The sequence below is a fragment of the Syntrophorhabdaceae bacterium genome, assembly GCA_036504895.1.
Lineage (GTDB): Bacteria > Desulfobacterota > Syntrophorhabdia > Syntrophorhabdales > Syntrophorhabdaceae > PNOM01.
Genome location: DASXUJ010000127.1, coordinates 52,283 through 78,632 on the forward strand (window position 1 = coordinate 52,283; position 26,350 = coordinate 78,632).

The following is a 26,350-nucleotide window of genomic DNA, read 5'->3' on the forward strand; positions in this document are numbered from 1 at the left end:
AAGGATCCTGCCGGAAAGCCCGATATGTATTATAATCGAGTGACTATGAATATTATCCCTCCCTTCAACGTAAAGATGGAGTTGCACGACCTCCTTTACCTCTCCTATCTGGTGCCGGAGGAACGGCTCAGGCCCTATGTCCCTCGCCAAATCGCCTTCGCCTTCACCGGCGAGGGCAGGACGGTCCTCTCCTTCGTCATTTTTCATTGCAGGAATGTGGGCATCTCCTTCCTCCCCATTGCCCGTTTCGCCTACGATCAGGTGAATATTCGCACCTATGTGATCGACCCCCTCACAGGAACGCCCGCAGTCCTCTTCCTGAAAAGCGGCATCACTTCCCGCTTCGTCTCCATGGCAACGAATATTCTCGGCATTCCCTGGCATTTTGTCTCCCTGGCCATCGTTGCCGGATATGACGGAAACGGACTCACCCGCTACAATGCGGAAGGCCGCTGGGAAAGGGATTTCCGCGTGAATTTGGAGGCAGGGGCGGAACCGGTGGTGAAAGGCCCGTTTGTGAGCTCCCATGAAGCCGCCCGGTCACTCATGGGTCCCCAAACAGGTTTCTTCATCATTCCTTCCGGCCTTGCCCGCATCGAAGTGAAACACCCCGAGGCCGAGCCGTTCTTTGCAAGAATTTCTCATATGGAGTTTCCTTTGTCCCTTCGCCTGGGGCTCCTGTCCGAGGACGATCTGACCACGCCCTTCAACGCGATCGTCGTGGCGAAAGCCCATTTTGTCGTCTCCATGCCGCCCATTATCTTGCACCCGGGTGATTGAAAGGAGGAGTCATGCATCCAGTCGCCGCCGGCTTTACCTCAGGCGCCCTCGCGGGGGTTATCATGGGGTTTCTCTCCCATATCCTCTTTACCCTGAGAATATTCAAATCAAGCCTCATTCTCGTGGACGGCTCTTTTCTCGTAAAAAGTCTCAAGCTCAAGTCCGGCTTTGGATTTCTCTTTTGTGCGGGCCTCGTCGTTCATCTGCTGACGAGCGGGATCTTCGGGGCCCTCTATTTCATTGCAACCGCCTTTTTCGGCGTGCCCGGCGGGGAAGCCATACGGTTTGGCTGGATAAGCGTCTATGTTGCCCTTCTCTGGCTCTCCATGCTCTTCATTGCCCTTCCCCTTGCAGGGGAAGGCATTCTCGGAAGGAGATCGGGCAAATTTTCATGGCTCGAGCAACTCCTCCTCCACATAGTGTTTTACCTTCTTTACTGTCTCTTCCTTTATGCCTTCTTATGATCCCGAATTCAGTCCCGCCGACCGGCAGGTCCTTCGTCGCTCTGTCAGCATCCGGGCTCGCCATGGTGGCCGCAGCAACTCCTCAGGAAGAGGATCTTCTTCATGTTGTTTCTCACGAGGAGCCATATCTTTCGCGTGAGCGGCATCTCCACGTGGAGGTTCGTAAGAAATTTCGCCATATCAGGACGGTTATGGGGGTGAGGGTGGTCGTGCACGCTATTGGCCCGCACCGATAAGGTTGAGCACCTTCTCGATCTTGAAGAAGACGACGAACCTCTTCTCTCCCTTTTGTTCTTCGGGAATCACATAGGTCTTCCTCCATCTCATCTTGTCTATAATTTCCGGATCGGTCTCCTCCTTTAGTTTCTTGAGATAAAGCCGTTTGCCCTCGAATTTCGCTCCCGATTCAATAAAGATGTAGGCTCCGTAAGGGTTCGACTGGAGATTTTCGTGGGTGAGCCGGTCGGTCATGATATAAGCAACCGTCTCCTCATCGATAAAATGGGGTCGGGAATAGACCGCCACATCCACCCTGCCCTCAGGCCCCGAGGTGGCGAGAACGCCCCTTCCCGTCGCGTTCTCAAAATACTCGCTCAAATTCATAATGTGCCTCCTTTAGGCGTTGTGTGGACCGGGCTCATTTTACACTCATCACTTTTATTTTTATCATTTGTGGAGAAGAGGTCAAGGCCGAAAGGGCCCGCCTCGTCGATCGTAGGGCACGCCGTACCCTTGCAAGGCTCCCGGCATGGCCCCCTTGAAGAGGGGGAAGCCTTTACACTGTCTCCGCCCCGTAAGGAACACGGTCGAGGACGTTCCGCACCCGGAGCAAAAGCTCGTCGGGCGCCACGGGTTTTGAAATGAAATCGGCGGTCCTTCCGGGGACCCCTTTCTCGAGGACCACGTCGCCCGTATACCCACTCACAAAAAGGGCTTTGATATCCGGCCTGATCTCCGCAATCTCCTCATATACCTGTTTGCCGTTCTTTTTAGGCATAACCACGTCGAGAATGATAAGCGCTATGGCCTCCCGGTTCTCCGCGAATTTCCTGACTGCATCTTCCCCATCCACCGCCTCTATGACCCCATAGCCTGCCTGCTTGAGGATTTCTCTGGTCAGGTATCGGACCTCCCTGTCGTCCTCCGCCACAAGCACGGTTTCGTTTCCCGCCGCAATTTGGCGCAATCCCTGTTGCCCCTCCTCGGCCTGGGTCTCGACCACGGGAAGGTAAATATAAAAAGTCGATCCTTTTGCGGGTTTACTCGAAACTGTGATATATCCGTTATGCTGCTTCACAATTCCGTATACGATCGAGAGACCGAGGCCCGTTCCCCTGCCCGCTGCTTTGGTGGTAAAAAAGGGCTCGAAGATCTTCTCTTTCGTCTTTCCGTCCATGCCGATGCCGGTATCCGTCAGCGATATCACCCCATACCTACCCGGTTTCCTGAGGCCGAGGGCATTCGCGGTTTTCCGGTTCACTTCAGTCTCTTTCACCTCAATCCTCAGTTTTCCTCCCTCCGGCATCGCGTCCTGGGCATTGGTGGTGAGGTTGAGGAGCACCTGCTCGATCTGGGTGGTATCGGCGAGGACGGATACGGATTTTTCGGGAAGTCGGACCACAAGCTCCACATCCTCCCGAAGCAGCCTGAGGAGCAGGTCCTGAACACCCGATATCAGGGTATTTATCTTTTGTGGTTTAAGCTCGATTGTTTGTTTTCTGCTGAAAACGAGAAGGCTTTGGGTGAGGTTCACCGCCCTCTCCGAGGTTACCCGTATCTGATCTACATACCGCCTCAGGGGGTCATCCTCTTTCATCTTCATCTGCAGGAGATTGCTGAATCCGATCAGTACGGTGAGGATGTTATTGAAATCATGGGCAATGCCGCCGGCGAGCTGGCCCACCGCCTCCATCTTCTGGGATTGGCGGAGCTCGGCTTCAAGTCTCGCCCTGTCTTCTTCCGCTTGCCTGCGCAGGGTATTGTCCTGGAACATACTGACCGTCTTGCCGTCGGGAAGCCTAAAGCTCCTGAATTCGAGCTCCCTTGTCTCACCGTCTTTGCAGCATGCATTGAAGGTGCCGTCGAAGGTGTTCTCCTTCACGCTTCTGTGCCACTTCTCGAGGATCTCGTTCCTGTATGCTTCATCGGGGTATGCCAAAGTAAACCAGTCCGTGCCCGTGGGGATGTCGGCCATCGTATATCCGGTAATCGCCGTCGCCTGAGGGTTTACGAAAAGCGTGGCCCCTTTGCTTCCATGGAGGAATATTCCATAGGGTGCGTTCTGGAGGACGGAGAAAAAGGTTTCCCGCTCCTGGTCCAATTGAAGCTCCGATTTCTTCCTGTCTGTAATATCCCTCAAATAGGCGAGAGTGGTAGGCTCCCCGAGGTACGCCGTCTCCGACACCGATGCCTCCAGGTAAATAGCAGCTCCGTCCTGACGGATGCCCTTAAACTCGTAGCGTGACGGCGCATAGGAGCCTCTCTGCCTGTCCCCGTGGAATTTTACCACCATCCCCCGGTCGTCGGGATGAAGGGTTCTTTCTATCGATTTTCCTATGATATCTTCGGGCCGCGAATATCCGAAAATGTCCATAAATTTCTGGTTTACATAGATATGGCGGCCGTCTCTCACGAGCGAGACCCCGTCATTGGAACGTTCGATCGCAATACGGTAGCGCTCCTCCGATTGCCCGTCTCTCACCTCAGGATCTTTCTCCATCTCTCCATTCCGGTAACTGACGGAAGAGGACCCAATATTCCCGTTATTGCCTGTTTCCCGTTTACGGTTCTCGGGCAGGGCCTGATAAAAATCACTGAAGCTGCATACCGTCCGGCTGAGGCAGAGATTGAGATTCTCTAAAACTTGAATCGTCACGGGATAGTCGAGCTCCTTCAAAAGGATAGGAGTTACTACCGACCTATAGACGTCAAAAGCCTTCTGCACGTCCGACAAGGGGAAGGACTGGTCCGCCCGCATCCTTCCGATCTTTCGAACCACGCCGTCGATCGTAGTAAAGTCATGGTTTACCAGCGCGCTGAAATAGGCATCGGCAGTTTCGGAGACCGTGGCGAAAAGCTCCTCGAGGGGTCTCGCCGAGTAGAAAGGGCTTATCTCTTTGTGGACCCGGCGAACCCACCTATCGACAATTGTCTCGCGATACAGACTGAGTGTTTCTGCAATGTCCAATGGGGGACCTTGGGATTTTTCATATCACAAATCGAACTTTAAATCCAGAAAAGATCCCAAAAATATAATAATATCGTTACCGAAAGAGATCGGGTCGGCGCTATTCTGTTTCTCTTCGCGTGAAGTCCGCCGGGACGACCCTGAATCCTCCAAGGCACCTCTGGAATTCCATGCCTAATTGGCTGCACTCAGCAGTAAACTGCCGGAGCGATTCGTCCTGACCGAGGCTGCAATCGAAAAAGAGACTTCCCGCCAGCCGTGTCACCCAATTTCCGTGGGGAGTGACTGTGATGGTCTTCGCCATGGATGAAAGGTTTATCTCCATCCTCGCCTCCGAGAGGAGGACTTCCCGGCACCCGAGAAGACGATAAGTCTTCACCGCCCTATCATGATAAAGGCCGAAATGCTTCATAAAGATCATATCCACAGCGTACCAGAGGATGACAAGGAAGAACAGGGTCCCGAAAACCCGGGAGAGGACGGTCACAAACCGCGGCATGCTGCCGGGCGCCCAGATAAAGACGACGATAAACCAGAGCAGGCCCGCGAACAACGTGGGAAAAAGAAGCCGCATCAGCACTCTTCTCAGCTCATACTTCAACACGATCAGGGCCCCGTCCACTTCGGCCTTACCTCCCCCCAGGACCCCTCGTTCATCCATACCGTCTCTCCTGAACGCGCGCGGGGAAATACCCACGAGCGGGTCTATGCTCTTTTACATCTGTCCCGTTAGCCGACAGTTAAATGATCAATGATTTACCATCAAAGAGACTTCGCCCTCAGTGACGGAGATCACATTTCGGCCGAAGATCGCAGGCTTTGAGCTTCCTTTTGGATTTGTATCGGGATATTAAAGTAAATTGTGCTCAGTAGTGACGGACAGGCGTTCACGCGTGTGCGGTCAAAGGCGAAACACGCGTACTTGCAGCGATTAACTGCCTCGCGATTGCCCTATTGCCCATCCCGAATAACGTATTTTTGCCTTAACGTGAAGGGGCCTCGCGGCCAGGGCCTGTCGGTATGCGTCCGCCACTGCCGCGGCAAAGGCCCGGCTGTTTATCTCCTCGTCTACTTCCGTTACCACAATGCGACGGTCGAGGCTCTTTTTCAGAGTCTCTATGAATGCAGTATCACTCTCCGGGTCGTGGAGCGCGCCGCCTTTCACACTCAGCGCGGAAAATCCCTTTCCGGGAATTACGAATTTCACCATTTCCTTGTACTTGTATTTGTCGAGTTTATGCGCGACGGCAATGGCGATGAGCTCCATCTCCTCCGGGCTCGTCCGTGCCTGTACCCTTACCGAATCCTGAAGGAAAAGCTTTCTCTCCTGAAGCCTGCGCGATACCCAGAGGAGGTCCCCCTTATCTTTTCTCTCGAAGGGGCCGCAACTTATCATGTCGAAGCCGCAGGGGGAAAGGACATAGGGGATGGGGAGGTCCGCGGCCCCGTCCAGACGGTCCGGACCCGTAGCCCTGTTCCCCCCGAGAAGGTATTCGCCAAAGCCCGCGGGCACGAGATCGATAAAACCTTCGAAAAAACCCTGTTTTACGAAATCGACGGCTGCCCTGTCACCCAGGCCCTGGGCATGAAAGGAGACCACGTCATACTCGCCCTCCAGGATCTCCCGGACATAGTGGGCCCCTTCATCGCAAAAATCGAATTCCGTGATAGCCACTGAGGGCCTGCCGCTCGCAGGGAGGACCCCGCCCGATTCGACCATACCCGAGATGGCATTGGCCCCGTTCAAGGCCAGAGTCCTGACGAGGGGATTCATGCCCACCGTATCGACCACCGTGTTCATGACCGTGATATCCCTGAGCCCCAGGTGCTCGGCAATCCAATTTGCATATGCAGGCATGGCGACGACGCTCGAAATGAGTAATTTCGGGACTCCGAAGGGCAGCACGTTCATGGCGGTAAGGGAAAGAAAGGTCCCGGTCATGCCTGCAATGGCAATAACACCCTTGAGATCGCCCGATTTATGAAGGGCGAGGAGTTTTTGGGTGAGACCCTTTGCCATGACGGCAATGGCCTTGTCCCTCTCGGTAGCCATCATCCCCCTCACCTCTTCCACCGTCCCGCCCACCGGTTCGAGTATCTCCCGGCAGGTCACATCCGGCGCGAGGGAGGGCACGATCCCCCCTATCCCCACGCTGATATCGATAAGAAGGGTCTTATGCCCCCGCTTCTCGATCTGCCGCTTCACGATCGCAAGGACCCCTTCCCTCTCATCCAGCATCCCCATAATCACCACCGCCATTCAGCACCTTCCCCGGTTTACAAGAATCACCGCAGCGTCAGGAGACCTTATCTGTCAGTCTAAGCGTCTGAAACCCAGTTTGTAGATTAAAAGGGGTCAATGAAAAGCGGTCACCCGGAATTATGCCCGTGTAATGTAGCTCGCACCGCGAGCGAGACCAACAGTAATCAGAAGTAGGCGCCTTAAGCAGCGCCTTAGGCGGGGGACAACGTGAGCTCTATTAATCTAAGGCCGGTCTCACCACCCCCACGATCTTGTGTGTAAGATCTTCACACAACCTCCTGATCGTTTCGATGCCGCCTTCGGTGAGATTATCCCAGTGGATGCCTGCCACCACTACCGTATTTCGCCCGAGTATCCTGGTGAGGTCCTCGGACAGGGCTTTGGCGACCACATCCTCCTTATGGCCTACATAAGTGTAGACGGAGCTCGTGGCTGAGATCTTTTCGGGGTCCCTGAGGCTCGGCCTCACCTGCCCCATGCCTATTGCGCCTATGTGGGGCCTTGTCCCGCCGTAAAGGATGACGAGACAGTCAACTCCCAGTTCGTAGACGAGGGCAATGACCCGAAGGTCACCCGCGGCTGCGGATAGCTCGTGGAGCCGGACCTCGACCGGTTCTGTTCCGCCATCATCATGGGCCGTCATCTTCTTTCATTCTCCCTTGTTCATAACCTGATTTATCTCCAGCTCCAAGGATACCATGTCGCCGTCGTTGATGTGAAGGGTCTCTTTCAGATGCACGGGCGCCACCACTTCGAGGAGCCGCCGGTCATAATTCTCCACGAGGGGGATGACGACCCCGCACTCGTATTTACCGTTGAGCATTCCCCTGACAAGGATTGCGTCGCAGAACCCCTCGGTCCTGTGGGCGAGCCTGATCGGCCCTTTTTCCTTCAGAACAGCCTGTATGTCCGGATCATCGAGGGTGATGTTGAGAGTGCCGGGAAAGGGGACGAACCGGAAGGCCTCGGTGAGGGCCTCGGCCACCCAGCCTATGGAGAGAAAGCCCTTGGATTCCCCCACGCCTTTTACGATCCTGCCCTCGATCCGCATTTTATCCCCGTCACTTCTGGCTGTTAACTATCCTCATCTCTTCCGGGGTTCCCCACCTTCTGAAGAGTTTCCCGTCAATACAAAAGAGGTCGAGGGCTTTCCCTACGCTCTGGTCGATAAGGTCGTCTATTGTCTGGGGCATGTGGTAGAAGGCAGGGATCGGGGGCATGATCACGCCGCCCATCCTCGTCACTTTCATCATGAGCTCGAGGTGACCCTCATGAAAAGGCGTCTCCCGCACCATGAGCACGAGCCTTCGTCTCTCCTTCAGGCTCACGTCGGCAGCACGGATGAGAAGGTTGTAATTAAAGGAGTTGGCAATAGCCGAAAGGGTCTTTATCGAGCAGGGGGCCACCACCATGCCGTCCATCTTAAAGGAGCCGCTCGCAATCGCCGCCCCCACGTCGTCAATGTCATAAATTCGTGATGCATACGGGGTAATATCGGCCATCGTGTAGTTCGTCTCGATCTGCATGTTCTTCATACCCGACTGGGTAATCACGAGGTGGGTCTCCACCCCGCACTCACACAGGGCCCTGAGCATCCTCACCCCGTATACCACCCCTGTGGCGCCCGATATTCCCACCACAATCTTAGTCATACCGCACCTCCCATGGATTCCAATATCCCTTGAACCCTTTCCCTGTCCCCGGGTGAAACAAAGGCCCTCTCCTCAATATTCTTGCCCGCCGTGGTGGCATTTATTCCTATCTTTGTGACGCCGTACACCTCCTGCGCCGTAGGATCGATTGGTTGCCCCTGAAGAGGGCCGAGGACCATCATATCCTCGCCGGCCCTGCACCTCGTGATAACGGCCCATTCCACGTCTCTTAAGTCTTTCGGGTTCACGTCTTCATCCACTATCACCACCTTCTTTACCATAGGGAAAGAGAGGAGAAAGAGCATGAAGTTGCGCACTTTGAATTTTTCGCCCCTTCGGACGGTGACCACGAGGGAGGAGCCGAAGGTCTTCTCGATGAACGTGAGGTCGATGACAAATGGGAAAAGCCTCTTGGCGTGCTCTTCGATGTGGGCCCGGCTTACGAAGGTGAGGTACATGTCCGCTTCCGGGCTCGTGGGAAGGAGCGCATGATAGATCGGCTCCTTACGGAAAGAGAGCCTCTCTACAACTACGGTAGGCGTCTTTTCGAGAGACAGGTAATAGCCGCTTATCTCACCGAGGGGTCCATCCTTTTGGCTTCGGCTCTCATCCACCCATCCCTCCAGCAGAAACTCCCCGCACGCGGGCACCTCTATGGAGGAATCGAAGGAGGGGATCACCTTCACGCCCGTGCCCTTCAACCCGCCGGCCGTCTCCAATTTATCACGGCCCGCCGAAGGTTTCAGGGCCATGGAGATAAAAAGCCCCGGGTCAACGCCGATGGTGATGCTCACCGGCATCTTCCCGCCGACGGCCAGGTACTTCTGGTGAATCGTAGTGAGGGGCGGGTTGAGGAGACTCACCCCCAGCCTGTTCCCTCCTCGGTATTCCATCCGGTGCACGCCCCGGCCGCACTCCCCTGTCTCCGGGTCGAGGGCCGAGACAATGGCGCTCGTGATGTAGGGCGCCGAATCCAATTGATAATGCTTGAGGATGGGGAGCAAGTCGATGAGGTCCTTCCCCTCCATCCCGATAGTCTCAAGCTCCCTCTCCTCTACCCGTACCGTCTTTTCCGTCTTCTGAATATTCTTTGCGAAATAGTCGTAAGGGTTTTCGGAGCCGAAGATCTCGTTAAAAATGTCATGATCCGGCGCGATGTTCGCCGCGACGCGGCACTTGTAACCTTCCACTGTTTCGAACAAGAGGGCCTTCCGGGCCGGAGAGAGGCGCTCGACCAGCTCAGGGATATCATCCCTGCGGACCGTCTCCCTGATGGTAAGGAGCCTGCCCGCCCCCTCCATCACCGTAAGGTAGTCCCTCAAAGAATCGATCATCTCAGAGGCCCTTCGGTATGACGTTGAAGGTCTCGATCACCTCTATGGAACAGGGTGTATCAACGAGCTGTCCCCTGCCCAGGCGCACCTGGAGCTTGTCCTTATATTTATCGGCGGTTTTCGATACCATGAAACGCGCGTAGGTGGAGCGGTATTTCCTCCTGCCGGGCGCGAGGTCCCGTATGACGCCGGTCAGCTCCACGTCTTCCTTCAGGTCTGCAAAATCGGTATTTATGTAGGTATCATATTCAGCCATGGCCGCCTCCTAGTCTTCGAACCCGTATTGGTGCCACTTGGAGATTACCTTCTCCTGTATGTGTTTCGGATATACATTGTCGAAAGAGACCTTTATGGGTATCATCGACGCGGGCCACTCGGGCGGGAAAAGGCAGTCGAAAACGACTTTTCCACCCCTGCCGTACTGCCGCTCCTCCGGCCAGGCATAGGGGTTGAGGGGTGTCCCCACTCCGTTCGGCGTCACTGTAATGCCTTTTGTCGGATGGCAGCGGGTGCACAGGGCATGGATGACCTCGTCCTTATTGTAAATGTCCGTCTTGTCATCTACCACAATGCACATGTGGAACCAGGGCCCGAGTTTACTTCCGAAGACGATCTGTCCTATCTGGGTGGCGATATTCGCATAGCTCGGCTTTACCCCCACTACCACCAGGTGATGGGTCGATTCGGGCAACATGTAGACCCCTGTGATGGGGATACCCTGCTCCTTCAAAAGCTTATCCATCTCGAGGGCAAGGGAGAAGGAGCGCAGGAGCTGTCCCTCATCCGTGGGCACGCCCATATTCGAGACCGACATAATGGGGTTCTTTCTCATGGTGATCGCCTTCACGCGGTAGACGGTCCGTTTTTCCCTGGGGCTCGTCCTGTACCCCGTATACTCGCCGAAAGGCGCTTCCTCGATCATCACGTTCGGCACCACTACGCCTTCGATGATGATCTCCGCGTGGGCCGGCACGTAGAGGTCGCTGGTCTCGCATTTGACCACCTCTACCGGCTCGCCCATGAGCATGCTCGTGAACTGGTCTTCAGGCAGAGACGTGGGCGCGCAGCTCGCGATTGCCGCGAGAGGATCGGGGCTTATGACGGTGGCGAAGGGCATGGGGATGTTCCGGGGCGCATACTTGTTGTGGAACATCTTGCCCATATCGGAAAAGGGCAGGACCGGTCCCACCATGGTCTTCTCGTCGAAGAGCATCTGCCGGTACATACCCCAGTTGACAAAAGGCGTATCGAGGTCCTTGGCTACGACGAAGTGCCAGGTGCAGATGTACCTGCCCCCGTCGCCGTCATGGACCATGGGCGCGGGGAGGTTCATGATGTCCGCGTCGTCGCCCAAGAGCACCACCTCTTTGCAGGGCGCCTCCTTTTTATCGATGATCCTCGGCATGATAGGCGCCGTGGCCGCCCTTCTCAGGTATTCGGCCGCGATCCCCGGTACCGGCGTCTCGGGCTCGAGACCCATGGCGATGGCAAGCTTCCTGTAATTGGCGATGGGCGCGCCCAGAGCCTCGAATCCGGGGTAATCCTTTATATTCTTGAAATAGGGGGAAGGTCCTTTCCTCTCACAGATCCGGCGCACGATGGCGCCCAGCTCCATGTCCCAATCCACCTCTTCGTTCACCACTACCGCGTCGCCCGTCTGCAGGAGTGCGTTTATGTATGCCCTGTTGTCTTTGTAGTATTTGTAAGCCATATCAGACATTCCTCCCTTATTATTTAAATTTCTCCATGAAGGCGTCCCATCTGCCCTGGGCCTCGAGGATATACTGGGCAAGCTCCCTGACTACTCCCCTGCCTCCGCCTGCCTTCGTCACGTAATCGGCCACGGATCTCGCCTCGAGGGAGCCATCCGAGGGGGCCGCGGAAAAACCGGCACGCCCCATGATCCCGAGGTCGATCATCTCGTCTCCCACGTAACAGATGTCCTCATCCTTGTAGCCCGACGCCTGCTCGAACTCATCGAGCCTCGCCATCTTCGCCCCCGAGCTCCAGAGCATCTCGGGAGGGATTCCGTAGATCTTCGCCATCTGCTCGTCTGCCCTCGAGACCTTGGTGGTGAGGAACGAGACCCCTATTCCCGATTCAAGAAGGGCTTTCACTCCCATGCGGTCATGGAGGGAGAAGGCCTCGGATTTTGTCCCCTCCTGCGTGTAGTAAAGCGTATTATCCGTGAGCACCCCGTGTATGTCGAGGACCACGAATTTGACTTTCCCTGCCTTTTCCATCGCGTCTGCCTTAGCCATGGCGCCCCCCTATTTGTATCCCATTTTGGTGACTTTAAAGACCCAGCCTTCCCATTTGTCCATGGCCCTGAGGATAAATTCGCACGTCTCCCTCATGGCGCCCCTGCCGCCGGGTGCATTCGTGACGTAGCAGGCAACGGCCTTTACCTCGTCGGCCGCGTCCGCGGTTGCCACGGGGAAACCGACTTTTTTCATTATCGGGAGGTCTGAAAGCTCGGAGCCGAGGTAGCCTATATCGGAATCGGTAATATCCATCTCCTTCCGTATCTCCTCGAGCTTCGCCGCCTTGTCCGTGATGCTATAGTAGAATTTGTCGAGTTTAAGCTCCTTCGCTCTGAAAAGGCCCTCTCCGTCGATGGAAGTCGTGTCGAGATAGGCGATCCTGATCTCGTTCGCCGAAAGGGAGAGGTCTCCGAATCCGTCCATGTGCCAGAAGCCGTAGCGCCTGTTCCCTTCGATATCGCAAAAGAGCGTGTTGGCCGTAAGGGTCCCGTGAATGTCATGGCCGAAAAGTTTTACCTTCCGCGCCCTTTCACGGGCATTTTCCACATCCTTTTGAAATTCCATCCTGCCCTCCTTTTCAGTCTATGCCGTACTCCGCCCACCTCGCCTTTACCTTGGCCATGGTCCCTTCATTGAGCCTGATCTCCGTCGGCTTGATCTTCCATTCGTAAGGGATGGTGGCATCGAGAATGAGCCGGGAGGTGATGAACTTGTTCTCATCCGCGCCGAGTGCCGGGTCGAGGGGCGTTGACCTGCCGCGGTTGATGATCTGGGTTCCCCGTGCAGGGTTGAACCGCGTACCCAGGGCCCACCAGATGCGGGGGATATCGTCCGCATCGATGTCGTCGTCTACGATGATGACGCCTTTGATCCCATAGGAGCCTGTATTGCTCGCGATCACGGCCGCGCTCACCTGGTCCGCATGGCCCGGATACATCTGCTGCACCGAGACCACCACCCAGAAGCGGCCGGCTGCCTCGGGCATGGTATAGACGGACTTGATGCCCGGTATCTCCATCTTCTTGAGATCGGTCCAGAGAGAAGCGTTGCGGGTGAAGGCATAGAGCATATGCTGGTCCCCCACGGGCCTGCCCACGCTCGTCTCCCAGAGGATCGGTTTATTCCTGAAATAGATACGCTTCACGTCAAGCGCCGGTTTGGGGATCGGCTTGATAAGCTCTTCCGTGTAATAGCCTGTATATTCGCCGAAGGGTCCTTCGTTTCTCAGCTTCTCGGGATCGATCTCCCCTTCGAGCACGATCTCCGCATTCGCGGGGATGGGGAGGCCTGTGAGCTGGCCCCTTACCGTCTCCACGGGGGCGCCCCTCAAGGAGCCGACCACGTCATAGCCGCTTTTCGCCTTGGCCACCGTGGCGGCGCTCGCGAAGATGTGGAGCGGATCGCTTCCGATAATGGCGCAGGCAGGCATCTTCTTTCCCTGCTTGCCGTACTTCTTCATGATCCGGTCGGCCTTTTTGCCTTTGAGTATCTGGACGCCTACCGTCTTGTCGTCGAGGATGCCCATGCGGTAGGTGCCAAGGTTCACGTCTCCCGTCTCCGGGTCCTGGATCACCATGAAAACAGCGGTGCCGAAATAGCGGCCGCCGTCAAGCTCGTAAAATCTCGGGGAGGGGAAGGTGAAGGTGTCGACTTTCGGCCCGTCCATAATGTTTTCAAATATGGGACCGTCTTTTACCTCTTTGGCGGGGATGAGCTCTTTCACCACGAGGTTCACCCATTCCTTGGTGAGCTCTACCATGGAGAGCTCGGGGCTCTTACCGAGGATCATGGCGAGCCTTTCGGTCGTGCCGAAGGCGCCGGTAAGCACCGGGCTCGAGTACTCCTTCACGTTCTCGAACAGGAGGGCGGGGCCGCCTTTTTCCTCAACGACCTTCGCGATATGGGAAATCTCGAGGTTCCAATCGACTTCCGCCTTTACCCGTTTCAACTGCCCTACTTTTTCGCACATTGCGATGTAGTCGCGTAAATCCATATCACCCTCCCTGGTTCCGGTATTTTGGTAGTAGTTTCGTCCACGGTCGAATCCTCCGCGATGGATCGTCTCATGAAGCCCCTTACGTGCGTGCCGATGTATACAATAAATCCTGAAGTCCCCACCCTGTCAATTTAGTTGTTCTTATGGGCTATAAGAAAAAGCTATACTTCGACCTTCACTCACATTTAACGTAGTTCCCGATTCTTCCATTCCCTTGTGGCATAGGAAACAGATGGGGATGCCGAAATGGGGGTTGTGGTTATTTTTCGGTACAGGGCGGCGCCGGCCGCAATTAAAGCCCTAAATAAGTCCTTGACATGTTTTGCCCAGGGTATATTTTATAAGAAAAGATTATGCTTTCTTACTCCCTCAATTCGCTGATCGTCTTTTGCGAGGTGATCAAGCTCCACAGCTTCTCCAAGGCGGCGGACGCGCTCTTCATGACCCAGCCCGGCGTGTCGAATCACGTGGCCCAGCTCGAGGCCCAGGCCGGCAGCAGGCTTCTCGTGCGGGAGAAGGGAAGGCTCAAGCCAACCAAGGAAGGCAAGATAATCTATAAATATGCAGAAAAAATAGACGCCACCGCGCGCGGACTCGAGGGGGTCCTCAGGACCATGAGGAAGGACGCCAAGCCGCTCCTCAAGATCGCGACCACGCCCGTCTATTCCCGCATCATGATGCCTTTTATTCTGGGGAGTTTTCAAAAGGCAAATCCGGACATCATGATCAAGCTCGATGTGGGGAGCTCGGCGGATATGGTGAAGAGTGTGGCTTCCATGCAGAACGATGTCGTCATCGTGGCAAGCCAGAAGACTTCGAAAAAGCTCTTCGCTTACCCCCTCATCAAGGAGGACCTCGTACTCATCACCTGTAACGGCCATCCCCTCTCGAAAAAGCAATCGGTCTCCCTTGAAGATATCGCTCAATACCCTCTGGTGATAAGAGAAGAGGGTTCGGCGACGAGAAAGGTCGTGCTCTCCGCCTTTGACGCGAAAAGCATCAAGCCCACGATCCTCATCGATATGAAGAGCACGGATTTCATCAAGGAATGGATTTCTCAGGGCAAGGGGATCTCCCTTCTCATTAGGAGGGCTGTACTGGAGGACGAATACAAATACCTCAAGGTCGTGCCTCTCAAGGATGCCCTCTCGCTCGAAGTATCGATCCTATTCCTCAAATCGAGGAAATATGACAGGTCCATAGAAAAATTCCTCGAATACGTAAAAGAGCTGAAGGCCCAGGGCGTGCTTTGAGATTCGCTCAAGTATGCCCCTCCCCCGGGTTTTGAAAAGAGGAGGGGCATCGGGGGTAATGGTAAGAAGCTTCTAAAAATATGAAACTGTCTTTTGGGCCGGGACCCGATAAGGGTAACCCGGCCCGTTTCTTCTCTTATGCCTTCGACGGCTTCGCCTCGGTTAAAGGCCAGTAATTAAATGCGCCCGTATAGGTGGCGATAACGGGGAAGGTGAAGCTCAAAAGCGCCGTTGCCACCCACAGCTCGAACACGTATCCCGGAGCTCCGCTCGGCAGGCTGCCTGCGGTCAGGAAGCTGAACCACGAATAGAGGTAATACATGAGCACGGAAAGGACGATGGAGAGGATGATCAGGACCACTCCCTTTCCCGGCTGTTTTACCGTCTGAACAGGCGCGGTCTGCATGAGGAGGAGCATGATGAACTCTCCGAATATGATGCAGATCGGGACTTTCACCGCATAAACCACCACATCCATTCCAAGGCCGTTCACGAATATGGATTGGACGATAAGGGCGATCACGATCACGAGCACGCTCACCATGATCCCCCACAGCGGCTGGCGACCGAAGGCCGGGGCCTTCGCCGGGATGCTGCTTAAGGGCCAGAAATCAAGCTCCACCCAGGCAAGTATGACGGCCAGGGCCGTGAGAAAAAAGGCCAGGCTCGACCACGCGTTGAAGGCCCCTCCCGGATCGAGGGCAGGGCTATAGAAGGGCGCGCCCTTTGCGAAGCCAAAATTGAAAAGTGCCTTAAAGAGTATCCATGCAACGGCATAGGAGACCACGAGGGTGCCGAACCCCACGAAGGCGGGGTGGTTCCCCTTGATCCCTGCCGCCGGCCAGCACTGCCACACCACCACGCACCAGAAAGTCATTATCACCGTCATGATCGTGAAAAAGACGAGAAAGGGGGTCGGCGGCTGCACAAAGCCCCCCACGGTCTTCAAGGACCACGCGGCCACGAGAGCACCCATGAGAAAGTTGATGAGGAGCAGATAAAGGCCCTTTAAAGGCTGCTCCAGTTTATCCGCAGGCGGGGGATAATTGGTCTGCCAGACCATCCCTATGATAATGGAGCTGGGGATAAGGGTCATGGCGAGATAACCCGCCCAGGTGAGAAAAGTATCGGTTTTGAACCAGACGATGATTCCGAAGGCGATGAAGAAAACGATCACGGTTGCCAGTATCCCTAAAAACGGCTGCTTTATTCCTCCCTGCTGCTCATCCATGCCTTGCCCCCTGTTCATTTTTTATGGAACTTCGTGCAATGCAGGTCCGCCCTCTGGAACGGGCCTTATAACCTCGCTCTGTACCCACCCTCGCGTTGCGGCGTGCAGGGTCCTTATCTCAGCCTTACTCCCGTCATCAACTGGCTCACGATGCGGGACATGGCATCCGGCTTCCGTTCCGTCCTTGGAGCCGCCTCCTTCTTGCTCCATACGGACTCCGGCCTCACCTGGAGGATGATGACATTGTGGGGGAACTCCATGTCGCCGTCGATACCGAATTCAATGTCATAGGCTTTCCCGTAGTACCCTTCTATCAGCTTTCCTACCCTTGCGAGCTCCTTCACCTCCTCCGGCGAGAGGCACCGGGTTACCCTCTTCTCCTCGTCTACCGACGTTTCCACGATGTCGCTGCTGCCTTCCCTGTAGACGCATTGGATCTCCTTGCTGCCCACGACCAGCTTGATGAGCTCGAAGGTGACCTTGTCCACGAGGTACGTGTCCGGCGTGACGAGACCGCTTACCACGGCCTCTCCGAGACCGTAGCTCGCGTCTATGGAGATTTTCGACATGTCTCCGTTTATGGGATTGATGGTGAATATGATGCCCGATACCCGGGAATTGACCATCTTCGGAATGCCGACCCCTATATTGAAGAGGAAAGGCATGCCTTTATTCATCCTGTACATGATCGCTTCCGTGTTGTACGCACTCGACCAGCATTTCCTGATATAGGCGATCAGGTCCTTCTCGCCGCAGATATTGAGATAGGTTTCCATCTGTCCGGGCATGGAGACGGCCCCGCTGCTTCGTACCGCCACCGGGCAGGAGGGGCACTGGGACATTTCGCATAGCCTGTCGTAGTTTTCGAGGATATCGTCTTCGAGGAGGGCGGGCATCTCCGCGGATTCGATAAGCTCCATGGCAATGGCGCTCGCGTGTTTTGCCGTGTCGAAGGTGACGTGTCCCAGCGTTTCTATCTGGGTTTCGATCGTCCCTTTAATCCCCGTCAGCTCGAGAAACCGGTTATTTGCGTGAATGGTGAGGGCGAACCCCGGAGAGACCGGGATTCCCGCCTTTATCATCTCTCCGAGGTTGGCATTCTTCTTTCCCACAAGGGGAAAATCCTTTCCGTCCGTCTCTTCATACCATAAGGTGAGTCTCTTCTCTTTCTCCTCCATACCGCCCTCCGGAGGGGTTTCCTCCAGTTTTGTGATTTCCTCCCGGTCTTCCCCCGGGGAGACTGGAACGCTTATGCCTTCGCCCGTTCGAGAATGACGACCTTCCCCGTATCTCCGTCGATGCGGATCAGGTCTCCCGTCTTGATGCGCTGTGTCCCTTTGCCGGTGCCCACTACCGTGGGTAATCCATATTCTCTGCAGACAATCGCCGCGTGGCACATGGGACCGCCCACGTCGGTGACGGCGCCGGCGATTTTCACGAAGGATGGCGCCCAGCTCGGGGAAGTGGTCCTCGCTACGAGGATCTCTCCTTCCTGGAGGTCGGCCAGTTCTTCAACGCTCATGAGCACCCTGGCCTTTCCTTCGACCACTCCCGAAGATCCCGGGGAGCCCTGGATCTCGTTGGAGACCTCTCCCTCTTCCGGACCCGCAAGCCATCCCTTGAGCACGTCCCCCGTGACGCCCCACATCACGATGGTGAAGGGCTCGGTGACTACTTCGGGCGGCGTGCCGAGGGCCGGCGGAGGCGTCCACTCTTTGAACTTCTGATATATCTCTTTCCTCCGGGCGATCTGTTTCGGCCAGTACGAGGGCCCCCGGGGTTTGATTCCCGTTGCCCAGGCCGTGGTGTAGTCCCATATGGCCTGCTTGATCTCATCCCGTTTGAGGTACCAGATGTCCGTATCCGCATTTTCCATAAAACCGGCATTTTCCAGCACCTTGCCCACCTGGCGTATCTTGCCCCAGAAGAGGCTGTGGAACCAGTGCTCCACATAGAAGGTGTGGTCCTCGGCATAAGGCAGTGCAAGGCGGGCCACTGAAAGGGCCTGGTCGAAGGCGGCGCGGTCATCGTCGCTTCGTATGAGGCCCCTGTACTCTTCCGCGATCCTGTCGCGCTCCTTGAGGAGGCTTTCCGTGGGCCTCCCTATCTCTTTACCCGCTTTCAATGCCTTGATATTGGTCCGTATGGCATCGAAGGGGATGTTGAGATTATCGTTCCAGGAGATGTGGGTGTGGTACCATCCCGTTCCGGTGGAGATATAGAACCAGGGATACCGGGACTTGTGCAGCTGGCTGAGCCACTCCTTCCCCACAGGGATCTTCTCGAGCTCCGCCATCAGCTGCTCCGCTTTCAGGGGCTTCGCGAAGACGTCCTCAAGGCCCGCCGACACGGCAAGCTTCGAAAGGCTGATCAGCTCCGCGTCCGGCCTGAAAAGGAGCGCCTCCATGCCTGCCGACATCTTGACGAGGGTCGATATGGGGATACCGGGGAATATCTGGTCCGCCGTATTGAAGAAGGTAACCTGCGCGGCATAGGCAAGGTTCAGGAACTCGAAATGGTGCTGCCAGCACAGGAGGCCCAGATTGATAAGCTCGTCGTATTTTTTGAGCATCTCATAGCCGCTCCCTTTACCCACGCCGTCCCTGATGATGCGTATGTCCTCCATTTCAGGGAGATCGGTGAAGGTGGTCGCCTCGAGCTGCTCGAGCACGGCGGTCATCTTCTTTTTCCAGTTCTCGTACAGCCTGTCCCAATTCTCGTAATAGTAGCCGGCGCGCTCGACGAAAAGGGGAACTCTCTTTTCGATCTCCTCCATGGTGGGGACGCCGACGGGGCTGATGTAGACGTAGCCGTTCACGATCCTGTGGGCAATGCCGAGCGCCGGGGGGACCATGAAATGGCGGGTATTGTACTGGGAAAGGGCGAGTGACCACGCTTCATCCCAAATCAGATCGAAGGGATAATGGGGCTCCGGGTAGTGGAGACCGTCATAGAACCAGATCTGGCTGCTCTCGAAGGCCGACCGCTCAGGATCGTCTTTCGAGAACTGGTACTGGTAGGGATACATCGTCTCCCAACCTTCAGTGCCGGGAATGGTCGGAACGTCGTGGGGATCCATAAATCGTGTCGCCATAATGCCTCCTCCCCTTTCGGGCTGTCTATAATCGGAACCATTTAGGTTCGTCAAAGCGCTCCGTGCAACGGAGTATGCGGCTTTTATAATTGGCCACATATCCGTTCTTCAGTTTCAGAGTGGTCTTCCTGAAATCTTCGTTGTTGAGGAGCCGGCCTATATCCACCGGATCCCTGAAGGTAAATTCCGCGACGATCTCGCTCGTGCCCCCGATCACCGTGTTCCAGCCGCCCGTAATCTCCATGTAATCGATGGTTTTGAGGGCAGGGATATGCTCATTGATAATGAAGTCCCCGTACTGCCCCTTCATGCCGGGCCTCAGATCGTAATACTGGTGGAACTTCCATACCCCTTTCTGGATGGTATACTCCTGCCTCTTAAGCCTGCCCAGGGGCTCATGGACGGTATAGCTGTAGTTGAAGACGAAGGATTTCAGGTTCAGGTTCAGGTCCCGGAAGTTCTTCGAGGAGATCACCTGTGAGAGCTCCGTCAGGTCGGCCGCCCGGTGAACGCCTACCACTCTGGGGCCGAATCCCACCTCCACGTAATACCCTCCCACCGCCGCAAGCCCCATCTCATTCATCCGGGGCAGATAGGCGGCGATAAATTCGCCATATTCGGCTTCCTTCTCCTGGATCACATCGAAATTCTGGGTGAATAATACGGGCATGAAGACCTCCTTCAGGACGTCGCGACCCATTGACGCACAACCGGACACAGGGCCCACACTCAAGCCGACAGGTTGAAGAAATGAATGTTACCTTTGGGCTAATGTAGATTTTGTATACCATACCTGTCAATTCATTTAATCTGATGTTATATAAGAATCGCTAATGATTACGTCCGCTCCCGGCAAGGCCCGCCGGTCGGGCGGGCACGGGAGCAGGTTCTCATTGCATCCCTTTTTTTCGCTGCAGTAGCCCTGTACGCGGAATTCCGGGGTCCATAATGAAAGTGAATAATAAGTCAGACGATAAGGCAGACGATAGCCTTGTCTCCCTCCCGCTCACATGGTACAATGGGGCATGGGACGCGCCTGCCTTATCCTCGATTTTGACGGGACCATAATCGATTCAGGACCCATTTTCTTTGAATGTATGAACGAGCTGGGGGAAGAATTCGGCTATGCCGATGTGGAGCCGGGGAAGGCTTTAAGGGAAATGAGCGCCCGCGAGATCTTCACGACCAGACTTGGCCTTTCCCCCGAAAGGCTTTACGACTGGACCGGGCGGTTTAAGGAGCTCCTCAGGCTTCGCATGGTGAAGGCCATCCCTTTTCCCGGTATGAAAGAGGCCGTGGGGCGGCTTAGGGAGTCTTATTGCCTCGGCATACTTACCTCGAACTCCGAGGATGTGGTGCGCCATATCCTGCACCGCAACGGCTTCGGCCAGGTTGATTTCATCTTTCCCGATGCCCCCATATTGGAGAAGGACCTCGCCCTTGCCCGGCTCCTGAGAGATCGGAGCCTTCAGACCGGAGAGACCCTCTATGTCGGAGATGAGGTCCGCGACATCGACGCGTGCCGCAAAACAGGCATCAGGATCGTATCCGTGACCTGGGGCTTCAATTCAAAGGAGGCCCTTTGCCGCAAAAATCCCGATTTTCTGGTCGATTCCGCGGAGGAGCTGGTGGCACTCCTCTTTCCTTCAGCACCGGGGGTCCTTTTTCCCCAGACCTCTTAGTGACTTCATTTTTTCTTATGGAGCATCAGATAAAATTATAACTCAGGAAGTATGAGGCTTTGGAGCGCTCGGAGCCGTCAGCGGTCTCCTGGGGGCTCACAAAAATCTTGACATGCCTCTCCCATGATCTATGCTATTTCTATAAGGAAACCTTATGTTCTCCTACTCATTGAATTCACTGATCGTTTTCTATGAAGTCATCAAACTCAACAGCTTCTCCCGGGCCGCGGACCTTCTTTTCATGACCCAGCCGGGAGTCTCGAACCACGTGGCGCAGCTCGAGGCCCAGACGGGAAGCAGGCTTCTGAAAAGGGAAAACGGTTTTCTCAAACTGACGAAAGAAGGCAAAGTCGTCTTCAGGCATGCGGAGAAGATCGAGGCAGTGGCCCGGGGGCTCGAGAACGCCATCAGGACCATGAAGCTCGACACGCCTCCCCTCCTTAAGGTAGCCACCACCTCCGTCTACTCGCGGGTGATGGTGCCTTTGATCCTGGGCACTTTCCAGGAGGATAATCCCGACATCAGGATATCCCTTGACGTGGGCAATTCTGCCGATTTGATGAAATCGATCGTAGGCATGAAGAATGACGTGGTGATCGTCGCCAATCAAAAAACCACGAAAAGCCTCGCGGCCTTTCCCCTGGTGAAAGAGGAGCTGGTTGCCATCGTGGCCCACGGCCATCCCTTTGCCGCGAGGGCCTCCATCTCTCTTGCGGAGATAGACGGACAGCCCCTCATCATAAGGGAGAAGGGCTCATCCACGAGGAATATGGTTCTCGCAGCCCTCGAAGAGATGAAGGCGAAGCCCTCTGCCCTCATCGATATGAAGAGCACGGAATTTATCAAAGAATGGGTATCTCAGGGCAAGGGTATTTCAATCCTTATTAAAAGGGCGGTGCTTCCTGACGATTTTACCCGCTTCACTCCCGTACCGCTCAGGGAGAAGCTCTCCCTCGATGTCTCGATGCTGTTCTTAAAATCGAGAAAATTCGACCTTTCGATCCGCAGGTTCCTCCATCACGTAGAGGAGATGAAGGTAAGACAGGTCCTGTAACGGGCGCCAAAAAAAGGACCGGTTTCTTCGGCAAAGGAGGTATTTATGGGTATCTACAACGAAGTATATGAATTTGCCGCACGGGCCGGGGCATTCGAAGGATATGTCTACCAGAGGAGCGGCCTCGATCCCGCCTTACTCACGCCATGGGTCGATCACCTCGTCCGGGGATACGATTCCCTTCCTCCCGAAGTACGCGCCGATTTCCAGCCCTTGTGCGACGGCACCATAGGACGGGCTATCCAGTCCATGCGCGGCTTTATGAGTGAAGACCACGAGCTTATAAGGAAGCTCAAAGGATTGATCGCAGGAGAGCTTCCTTCATCTCCCGACGACTTTTACCGCTCCCGCGGGAAAGAGGAGTGAAAGGGCCTTTGCCGGAGCTTTATCGTGGCCCTCGCCCTTTTTGACTTTGACGGCACCATCAGCTTCAGGGACAGCTTTGCAGGCTTCATCAGGTATCTCGTGGGGCCGGCGCGTTACCGGCTCGGGGTCCTCTGCCTTTTGCCGGTGGTCGCCGGATTTCTTTTCGGCTTCATCCGGTCGTGGCGCGCCAAGGAGCTGATGTCCATCTATTTTTTTGGGGGCCTGAACGTGAAGGAGCTTACGGAGACTGCTTCACGGTACTCTCTGGAGGAGTTGCCCAAGATCGTGCGAAAGGAGATGGATCACCTCCTTGAATGGCATAAGGAGCGGGGCGACACGGTGGTCGTCGTCTCAGCCTCTATCGATCTCTGGCTCAGGGACTGGTGCCGGAGCCGCGGGATCGGCCTCATCGCCACGGAGCTCGAGGTAAAGGAAGGCCGCGTCACGGGCAGGTTTCTCACCAGGAATTGCAGCGGAAAGGAAAAAGTGAAGAGGATCGAAAAAGAGCTCGATCTCTCCTGTTTCGACCATATCTATGCCTATGGCGATAGCCCAGGAGACCGCGCCATGCTCCGCCTTGCCCATGAAGCCTATTACCGGGGAAAGCGCCTCAACCCTTAGGCTTTCTTCTCCCAAAAGAGCATCTTTCGTATCCGGTCGAGGACGACCTCCCTCATTCCCGGGTTTTTTACCGGCTCTTTCTCCTGCCAATCCCGCCAATTCCCCAAAAGGTCGTGGTGCAGCTCCGCGCAACCACGGTGGAAGGAGACCGCAGGGCGGGGATCGAGAAGGGCGGCACATGCGGAGAGTCTCTCGAGGAGTCTCTCTTTTTCCTCCTCATTTTCGGCATTGAAGACGATCACCCGGGTGGCCTTAGTCGGATCGCCGGAGCCGAACCGCCCCTTCACCGCCATCTCCCCTAGAAATTTCCTTTCGAATTCATCGAGGAAGGAGGCGCACTCCTCCATGGCGGGAAGGGTCACCACCACCTTCCAGCACTGATGGGCGGCGCCGAGGGATATCTCTTCTTTCCCCTCTTTCAGTTGTTCGTACAGGTTGGTAATGCAGGGTACACACCTTCCGTAAATATCGCCTTTCGTCCTCCTGAAGGAGGGGTCGCTCTCGAAGCTCACCCACTTGGTCTCGGCCCCGGCAAAGTACCGTTTATGTATATAGAGTCTTCCCATTCGGCGGTCCTTTCAAGGGCAATAATATGCTCACCGATCCACGGCTGTCAACCCTTTCCTGATCAGGTTGCCGACCGTGGCCTTCCTATTCGCCCCCGAACTGCATATACTTTAATAATGGACTTCATCCGCAGCCTCAACGATTCCGCGGCCATAACCTTTTTCCTCCAGTCCTTCGTGTCACTCTTTGTGATCGTGAATGCCGTGGGCAACGTAACTCTCTTCGTCGCCCTTCTGGGACGTTTTGAGGAAGCAGAAAAGACCGTGATGATGAAAAGGGCGATAATTATCGCCGCCACCACCCTCATGGTGGTGACCGTGACGGGAAATCTTCTCTTCCGCCTTCTCGGCATCGAGATGTTCTCCTTCAGGATTGCGGGCGGACTTCTCCTAATGGTAATTTCCATCGAAATGCTCCTCGGGTTCCGGACGAGGACCCAGTCATCCTCAAATGAGGATTTTACGGGCGCCGAAAGAGACGACATCACCATCATCCCTCTCGCCATCCCACTCCTTACCGGTCCGGGAGCCCTTTCCACCGGGATAGTCCTCTTCGAGACGGCAGGAACCATTTTCAACCGCATAATGCTTCTGGTCTGTATCGTGCTCGTCTTCTTCGCGTCTTATATTATCCTTGTCAGGGCACGGCCTATCCTCAAATTCCTTGGAAAAACAGGCACCAGGGTGGCCAGACGGATCATGGGTCTCATGCTCCTATCCATTGCAGTGCAGTTTGTCGTGAAGGGTATCTTCGACGCCCTTCAGTTCTATACACGGTAAAGAAGAAACCGACATTTTTGTCGTCTTTAAGACATGGCCCCGACTTTTTTGTCACACCCGCTCCGCCTTCTTTATTATTTATTTAATGATGTTAGTTACTTATTGGAGCCGGGGGTATGGCACGGCAGTTGCTACTAAGTATTTGAAGGAATATGAAAGGGGCAAGCTCTATTGATAGTCGGTGACGCCCATGAGGGGCTGACGAAGAGCAGGCAAGGACCTGCCACATCAATGATGAGGAGAAAGGCATGAAAACGAATGCATGTAAAGAAGAATTCGAGGAACAGGAAAGAGAAGGGGAATACCCGGTCCCGAACCTGTTCTTCAGAGTGAGTAAGGTTGTGCCGTCGGCGCAGATGCTCGAGACCTGGGTCTCGTGGTTTAAACAGCGGAATATCCCCTGCGTAATCACCAAAGCCAGCGGAGGTTACAGCCTCTGGCGCGGTGGAGAGGAGATCGACGGAGGTCCCTCGGTTGCAGTCTCCGCCCTCGAGAAGAAGGGTATCGTCTATTCCTTCGGCCTCTGCCCGGGTGAAGAATCGGGAAGAATCGGGTAGTACCGGTAGTTGAGCTCTCTGCCGGGGGGGGTGGCTCATGCGGCGCCGTGGGGCCTTTTCGAATAAGGACTCGCGCATAGTCATCCCCCTGTAGAAGTCCGGGCCGTTAAAAAAAAACTCGCACTGAAACTGCGTTCCTATCTCTTCCGTATCTCCTTCGCGAACAGGTCGGTGGTGCGCAGGCATATCACCCCTGTTTCCCCTGGACACCCTTTTTGAGGAAAAGGGGGTCTTTTTTTTCGCTCTTTTTTGTCTGCCTGAGATCGTTCTGCGGTCGATCGGAGCGAAGACAATGCAAACCCGCCCCAGGGGTATTAAATTCAGCCAGATATAAATGCTGTTTCAAGGAGGTTTGTTATGCCCGATCGTTTTTCCCTAAGGTCACTCAGGCTGTGGGTGATTGCCACCTTCCTGGTTGCCGCGATCTCCTTGCCCCCCGCGGGTAATTTCGCCTTATCCGCCGATCTGACCACCTCTATCGTGGAAGTGGCGAAGGCCGCCATTCCCGCGGTCGTCCACATCGAGGTTACGGAGCGTCAGTCGGCGAGAAATCCGATGCTTCCCTTCGAAAACGATCCTTTTCTTCGCCGTTTTTTTGGCGTGCCCAGAATGCCCAAGAAATTCAAACAGGAAGTGGTGGGGCTCGGGACGGGAATGGTCATGGATACGAGGGGGTATATCCTCACTAATTATCACGTAGTGGGAGGGGCGACCAAGATCGAGGTGGTCCTCTCCACGGGCCGGCGATATCAGGCAAAGGTGGTAGGCACTGATCCGAAGACGGACCTCGCAATCATCCGGATCCCCACCGAAGAGCGCCTCCCGGTGTTAAAATTCGGCGACTCCGATAAAATGCAGGTCGGTCAATGGGTCGTGGCCATAGGGGCGCCGAGAGGCCTCGACCAGACCGTGACCCAGGGCATTATCAGCGCGAAACATCGGACGGGCATCACCGACCCGAGCGGCTATCAGGATTTCATTCAAACGGACGCACCCATAAACCCCGGGAATAGCGGCGGACCCCTTCTCAACCTGCAGGGAGAGGTAATAGGGGTAAATTCGGTCATTGCTAGCGCCTCAGGGGGATTTGAAGGAATAGGTTTTTCCATACCGAGTAATATCGCCCTCCATATCGGTAAAACGCTGATCGCCGAGGGAAAAGTCATACGGGGATGGCTTGGCATCTCGGTCGAGGATGTAAGCTGG

Annotated in this window: 29 protein-coding genes; 10 read left to right on the plus strand and 19 right to left on the minus strand. The window is 55.3% G+C overall.

The genetic code is table 11. The annotated features are described in order from the left end of the window. The first annotated feature begins 24 nt into the window (after positions 1-24). A complete protein-coding gene (locus VGJ94_18180) occupies positions 25-780 on the plus strand; it encodes a DUF2071 domain-containing protein (protein ID HEY3278551.1) in 756 nt (251 codons plus the stop codon). Positions 781-791: 11 nt separating this feature from the next. After that, the gene (locus tag VGJ94_18185) at positions 792-1,244 is read left to right on the plus strand and encodes a hypothetical protein (protein ID HEY3278552.1); all 453 of its coding nucleotides are present in this window, start codon (positions 792-794) and stop codon (positions 1,242-1,244) included. Between the two features lie 44 nt (positions 1,245-1,288). Here the strand turns inward: VGJ94_18185 and VGJ94_18190 are convergent, their stop codons facing one another. The 14 genes from VGJ94_18190 to ppcB form a co-directional block, all read right to left on the minus strand. After that, positions 1,289-1,423 (minus strand): hypothetical protein, encoded by a 135-nt coding sequence (locus VGJ94_18190; GenBank protein ID HEY3278553.1) that lies wholly within the window; start codon positions 1,421-1,423, stop codon positions 1,289-1,291. A 37-nt stretch (positions 1,424-1,460) separates the two neighbouring features. Continuing rightward, positions 1,461-1,847 (minus strand): pyridoxamine 5'-phosphate oxidase family protein, encoded by a 387-nt coding sequence (locus VGJ94_18195; protein ID HEY3278554.1) that lies wholly within the window; start codon positions 1,845-1,847, stop codon positions 1,461-1,463. A 172-nt stretch (positions 1,848-2,019) separates the two neighbouring features. Beyond that, a complete protein-coding gene (locus tag VGJ94_18200; GenBank protein ID HEY3278555.1) occupies positions 2,020-4,431 on the minus strand; it encodes a PAS domain S-box protein in 2,412 nt (803 codons plus the stop codon). A 100-nt stretch (positions 4,432-4,531) separates the two neighbouring features. Continuing rightward, positions 4,532-5,092 (minus strand): hypothetical protein, encoded by a 561-nt coding sequence (locus VGJ94_18205; protein HEY3278556.1) that lies wholly within the window; start codon positions 5,090-5,092, stop codon positions 4,532-4,534. Positions 5,093-5,362: 270 nt separating this feature from the next. Then, positions 5,363-6,691 carry a Tm-1-like ATP-binding domain-containing protein gene (locus tag VGJ94_18210; GenBank protein ID HEY3278557.1) on the minus strand — a complete coding sequence of 443 codons (1,329 nt, stop codon included), beginning with the start codon at positions 6,689-6,691 and terminating at the stop codon, positions 5,363-5,365. Positions 6,692-6,911: 220 nt separating this feature from the next. After that, a complete protein-coding gene (locus tag VGJ94_18215) occupies positions 6,912-7,337 on the minus strand; it encodes a hypothetical protein (GenBank protein ID HEY3278558.1) in 426 nt (141 codons plus the stop codon). A 6-nt stretch (positions 7,338-7,343) separates the two neighbouring features. Further along, entirely contained in the window at positions 7,344-7,745 is a 402-nt protein-coding gene (locus tag VGJ94_18220; GenBank protein ID HEY3278559.1) for a DUF120 domain-containing protein, read from the minus strand. Positions 7,746-7,755: 10 nt separating this feature from the next. Further along, the gene (locus tag VGJ94_18225) at positions 7,756-8,346 is read right to left on the minus strand and encodes a UbiX family flavin prenyltransferase (protein ID HEY3278560.1); all 591 of its coding nucleotides are present in this window, start codon (positions 8,344-8,346) and stop codon (positions 7,756-7,758) included. Beyond that, positions 8,343-9,680, minus strand: a complete 1,338-nt coding sequence (locus tag VGJ94_18230; protein ID HEY3278561.1) for a UbiD family decarboxylase — start codon at positions 9,678-9,680, stop codon at positions 8,343-8,345. Before VGJ94_18230 ends, VGJ94_18225 begins: the two co-directional genes overlap by 4 nt. Position 9,681: 1 nt before the next feature. Then, positions 9,682-9,936: a phenylphosphate carboxylase subunit gamma gene (locus VGJ94_18235; protein ID HEY3278562.1), complete on the minus strand. Its 255-nt coding sequence runs from the start codon at positions 9,934-9,936 to the stop codon at positions 9,682-9,684. A gap of 9 nt (positions 9,937-9,945) precedes the next feature. After that, positions 9,946-11,391 carry a phenylphosphate carboxylase subunit alpha gene (gene ppcA, locus VGJ94_18240; GenBank protein HEY3278563.1) on the minus strand — a complete coding sequence of 482 codons (1,446 nt, stop codon included), beginning with the start codon at positions 11,389-11,391 and terminating at the stop codon, positions 9,946-9,948. Between the two features lie 19 nt (positions 11,392-11,410). Then, the gene (locus VGJ94_18245; GenBank protein ID HEY3278564.1) at positions 11,411-11,941 is read right to left on the minus strand and encodes an HAD hydrolase family protein; all 531 of its coding nucleotides are present in this window, start codon (positions 11,939-11,941) and stop codon (positions 11,411-11,413) included. A gap of 9 nt (positions 11,942-11,950) precedes the next feature. Then, positions 11,951-12,508 carry an HAD hydrolase family protein gene (locus VGJ94_18250; GenBank protein ID HEY3278565.1) on the minus strand — a complete coding sequence of 186 codons (558 nt, stop codon included), beginning with the start codon at positions 12,506-12,508 and terminating at the stop codon, positions 11,951-11,953. A gap of 13 nt (positions 12,509-12,521) precedes the next feature. Next, complete coding sequence (gene ppcB, locus VGJ94_18255; protein HEY3278566.1) at positions 12,522-13,937, minus strand: phenylphosphate carboxylase subunit beta; 1,416 nt, start codon at positions 13,935-13,937, stop codon at positions 12,522-12,524. Positions 13,938-14,293: 356 nt separating this feature from the next. Between ppcB and VGJ94_18260 the strand changes: the two genes are divergently transcribed. Continuing rightward, on the plus strand, positions 14,294-15,193 hold the full coding sequence (locus tag VGJ94_18260) for a LysR family transcriptional regulator (GenBank protein HEY3278567.1): 900 nt from the start codon (positions 14,294-14,296) through the stop codon (positions 15,191-15,193). Between the two features lie 136 nt (positions 15,194-15,329). Here VGJ94_18260 and VGJ94_18265 read toward each other — a convergent pair whose 3' ends face one another. The 4 genes from VGJ94_18265 to VGJ94_18280 form a co-directional block, all read right to left on the minus strand. Beyond that, positions 15,330-16,424 carry a hypothetical protein gene (locus VGJ94_18265; GenBank protein HEY3278568.1) on the minus strand — a complete coding sequence of 365 codons (1,095 nt, stop codon included), beginning with the start codon at positions 16,422-16,424 and terminating at the stop codon, positions 15,330-15,332. 113 nt (positions 16,425-16,537) lie between these two features. After that, positions 16,538-17,602 (minus strand): PEP/pyruvate-binding domain-containing protein, encoded by a 1,065-nt coding sequence (locus VGJ94_18270; protein ID HEY3278569.1) that lies wholly within the window; start codon positions 17,600-17,602, stop codon positions 16,538-16,540. Between the two features lie 71 nt (positions 17,603-17,673). Continuing rightward, a complete protein-coding gene (locus tag VGJ94_18275) occupies positions 17,674-19,518 on the minus strand; it encodes a PEP-utilizing enzyme (protein HEY3278570.1) in 1,845 nt (614 codons plus the stop codon). Positions 19,519-19,543: 25 nt separating this feature from the next. Further along, on the minus strand, positions 19,544-20,188 hold the full coding sequence (locus VGJ94_18280) for a hypothetical protein (GenBank protein HEY3278571.1): 645 nt from the start codon (positions 20,186-20,188) through the stop codon (positions 19,544-19,546). 355 nt (positions 20,189-20,543) lie between these two features. Between VGJ94_18280 and VGJ94_18285 the strand changes: the two genes are divergently transcribed. From VGJ94_18285 to VGJ94_18300, 4 genes are all read left to right on the plus strand, one after another. After that, positions 20,544-21,200 (plus strand): HAD-IA family hydrolase, encoded by a 657-nt coding sequence (locus tag VGJ94_18285; protein ID HEY3278572.1) that lies wholly within the window; start codon positions 20,544-20,546, stop codon positions 21,198-21,200. 154 nt (positions 21,201-21,354) lie between these two features. After that, positions 21,355-22,254 (plus strand): LysR family transcriptional regulator, encoded by a 900-nt coding sequence (locus VGJ94_18290; protein HEY3278573.1) that lies wholly within the window; start codon positions 21,355-21,357, stop codon positions 22,252-22,254. Positions 22,255-22,299: 45 nt separating this feature from the next. Continuing rightward, the gene (locus tag VGJ94_18295) at positions 22,300-22,620 is read left to right on the plus strand and encodes a hypothetical protein (protein HEY3278574.1); all 321 of its coding nucleotides are present in this window, start codon (positions 22,300-22,302) and stop codon (positions 22,618-22,620) included. Positions 22,621-22,644: 24 nt separating this feature from the next. Further along, a complete protein-coding gene (locus tag VGJ94_18300; GenBank protein HEY3278575.1) occupies positions 22,645-23,241 on the plus strand; it encodes an HAD-IB family hydrolase in 597 nt (198 codons plus the stop codon). Here VGJ94_18300 and VGJ94_18305 read toward each other — a convergent pair. Next, a complete protein-coding gene (locus VGJ94_18305) occupies positions 23,238-23,807 on the minus strand; it encodes a hypothetical protein (GenBank protein ID HEY3278576.1) in 570 nt (189 codons plus the stop codon). The two genes, VGJ94_18300 and VGJ94_18305, sit on opposite strands and share 4 nt — an antisense overlap. 117 nt (positions 23,808-23,924) lie before the next feature. Here VGJ94_18305 and VGJ94_18310 point away from each other — a divergent pair, with 117 nt between their 5' ends. From VGJ94_18310 to VGJ94_18320, 3 genes are all read left to right on the plus strand, one after another. Beyond that, positions 23,925-24,587 carry a MarC family protein gene (locus VGJ94_18310; GenBank protein HEY3278577.1) on the plus strand — a complete coding sequence of 221 codons (663 nt, stop codon included), beginning with the start codon at positions 23,925-23,927 and terminating at the stop codon, positions 24,585-24,587. A 248-nt stretch (positions 24,588-24,835) separates the two neighbouring features. After that, a complete protein-coding gene (locus tag VGJ94_18315) occupies positions 24,836-25,144 on the plus strand; it encodes a hypothetical protein (GenBank protein ID HEY3278578.1) in 309 nt (102 codons plus the stop codon). A gap of 357 nt (positions 25,145-25,501) precedes the next feature. Continuing rightward, positions 25,502-26,350, plus strand: an 849-nt coding sequence (locus VGJ94_18320; GenBank protein ID HEY3278579.1) for a trypsin-like peptidase domain-containing protein, incomplete at its 3' end; no start/stop codon positions are given.

Coding starts and splice junctions, on each gene's coding strand:
- VGJ94_18180 (HEY3278551.1), top strand. CDS start 25: ATGTATTATAATCGAGTGACTATGAATATTATCCCTCCCTTCAACGTA.
- VGJ94_18185 (HEY3278552.1), top strand. CDS start 792: ATGCATCCAGTCGCCGCCGGCTTTACCTCAGGCGCCCTCGCGGGGGTT.
- VGJ94_18190 (HEY3278553.1), bottom strand. CDS start 1,423: ATGGCGAAATTTCTTACGAACCTCCACGTGGAGATGCCGCTCACGCGA.
- VGJ94_18195 (HEY3278554.1), bottom strand. CDS start 1,847: ATGAATTTGAGCGAGTATTTTGAGAACGCGACGGGAAGGGGCGTTCTC.
- VGJ94_18205 (HEY3278556.1), bottom strand. CDS start 5,092: ATGGATGAACGAGGGGTCCTGGGGGGAGGTAAGGCCGAAGTGGACGGG.
- VGJ94_18210 (HEY3278557.1), bottom strand. CDS start 6,691: ATGGCGGTGGTGATTATGGGGATGCTGGATGAGAGGGAAGGGGTCCTT.
- VGJ94_18215 (HEY3278558.1), bottom strand. CDS start 7,337: ATGACGGCCCATGATGATGGCGGAACAGAACCGGTCGAGGTCCGGCTC.
- VGJ94_18220 (HEY3278559.1), bottom strand. CDS start 7,745: ATGCGGATCGAGGGCAGGATCGTAAAAGGCGTGGGGGAATCCAAGGGC.
- VGJ94_18225 (HEY3278560.1), bottom strand. CDS start 8,346: ATGACTAAGATTGTGGTGGGAATATCGGGCGCCACAGGGGTGGTATAC.
- VGJ94_18230 (HEY3278561.1), bottom strand. CDS start 9,680: ATGATCGATTCTTTGAGGGACTACCTTACGGTGATGGAGGGGGCGGGC.
- VGJ94_18235 (HEY3278562.1), bottom strand. CDS start 9,936: ATGGCTGAATATGATACCTACATAAATACCGATTTTGCAGACCTGAAG.
- ppcA (HEY3278563.1), bottom strand. CDS start 11,391: ATGGCTTACAAATACTACAAAGACAACAGGGCATACATAAACGCACTC.
- VGJ94_18245 (HEY3278564.1), bottom strand. CDS start 11,941: ATGGCTAAGGCAGACGCGATGGAAAAGGCAGGGAAAGTCAAATTCGTG.
- VGJ94_18250 (HEY3278565.1), bottom strand. CDS start 12,508: ATGGAATTTCAAAAGGATGTGGAAAATGCCCGTGAAAGGGCGCGGAAG.
- ppcB (HEY3278566.1), bottom strand. CDS start 13,937: ATGGATTTACGCGACTACATCGCAATGTGCGAAAAAGTAGGGCAGTTG.
- VGJ94_18260 (HEY3278567.1), top strand. CDS start 14,294: ATGCTTTCTTACTCCCTCAATTCGCTGATCGTCTTTTGCGAGGTGATC.
- VGJ94_18265 (HEY3278568.1), bottom strand. CDS start 16,424: ATGGATGAGCAGCAGGGAGGAATAAAGCAGCCGTTTTTAGGGATACTG.
- VGJ94_18270 (HEY3278569.1), bottom strand. CDS start 17,602: ATGGAGGAGAAAGAGAAGAGACTCACCTTATGGTATGAAGAGACGGAC.
- VGJ94_18275 (HEY3278570.1), bottom strand. CDS start 19,518: ATGGCGACACGATTTATGGATCCCCACGACGTTCCGACCATTCCCGGC.
- VGJ94_18280 (HEY3278571.1), bottom strand. CDS start 20,188: ATGCCCGTATTATTCACCCAGAATTTCGATGTGATCCAGGAGAAGGAA.
- VGJ94_18285 (HEY3278572.1), top strand. CDS start 20,544: ATGGGACGCGCCTGCCTTATCCTCGATTTTGACGGGACCATAATCGAT.
- VGJ94_18290 (HEY3278573.1), top strand. CDS start 21,355: ATGTTCTCCTACTCATTGAATTCACTGATCGTTTTCTATGAAGTCATC.
- VGJ94_18295 (HEY3278574.1), top strand. CDS start 22,300: ATGGGTATCTACAACGAAGTATATGAATTTGCCGCACGGGCCGGGGCA.
- VGJ94_18305 (HEY3278576.1), bottom strand. CDS start 23,807: ATGGGAAGACTCTATATACATAAACGGTACTTTGCCGGGGCCGAGACC.
- VGJ94_18310 (HEY3278577.1), top strand. CDS start 23,925: ATGGACTTCATCCGCAGCCTCAACGATTCCGCGGCCATAACCTTTTTC.
- VGJ94_18315 (HEY3278578.1), top strand. CDS start 24,836: ATGAAAACGAATGCATGTAAAGAAGAATTCGAGGAACAGGAAAGAGAA.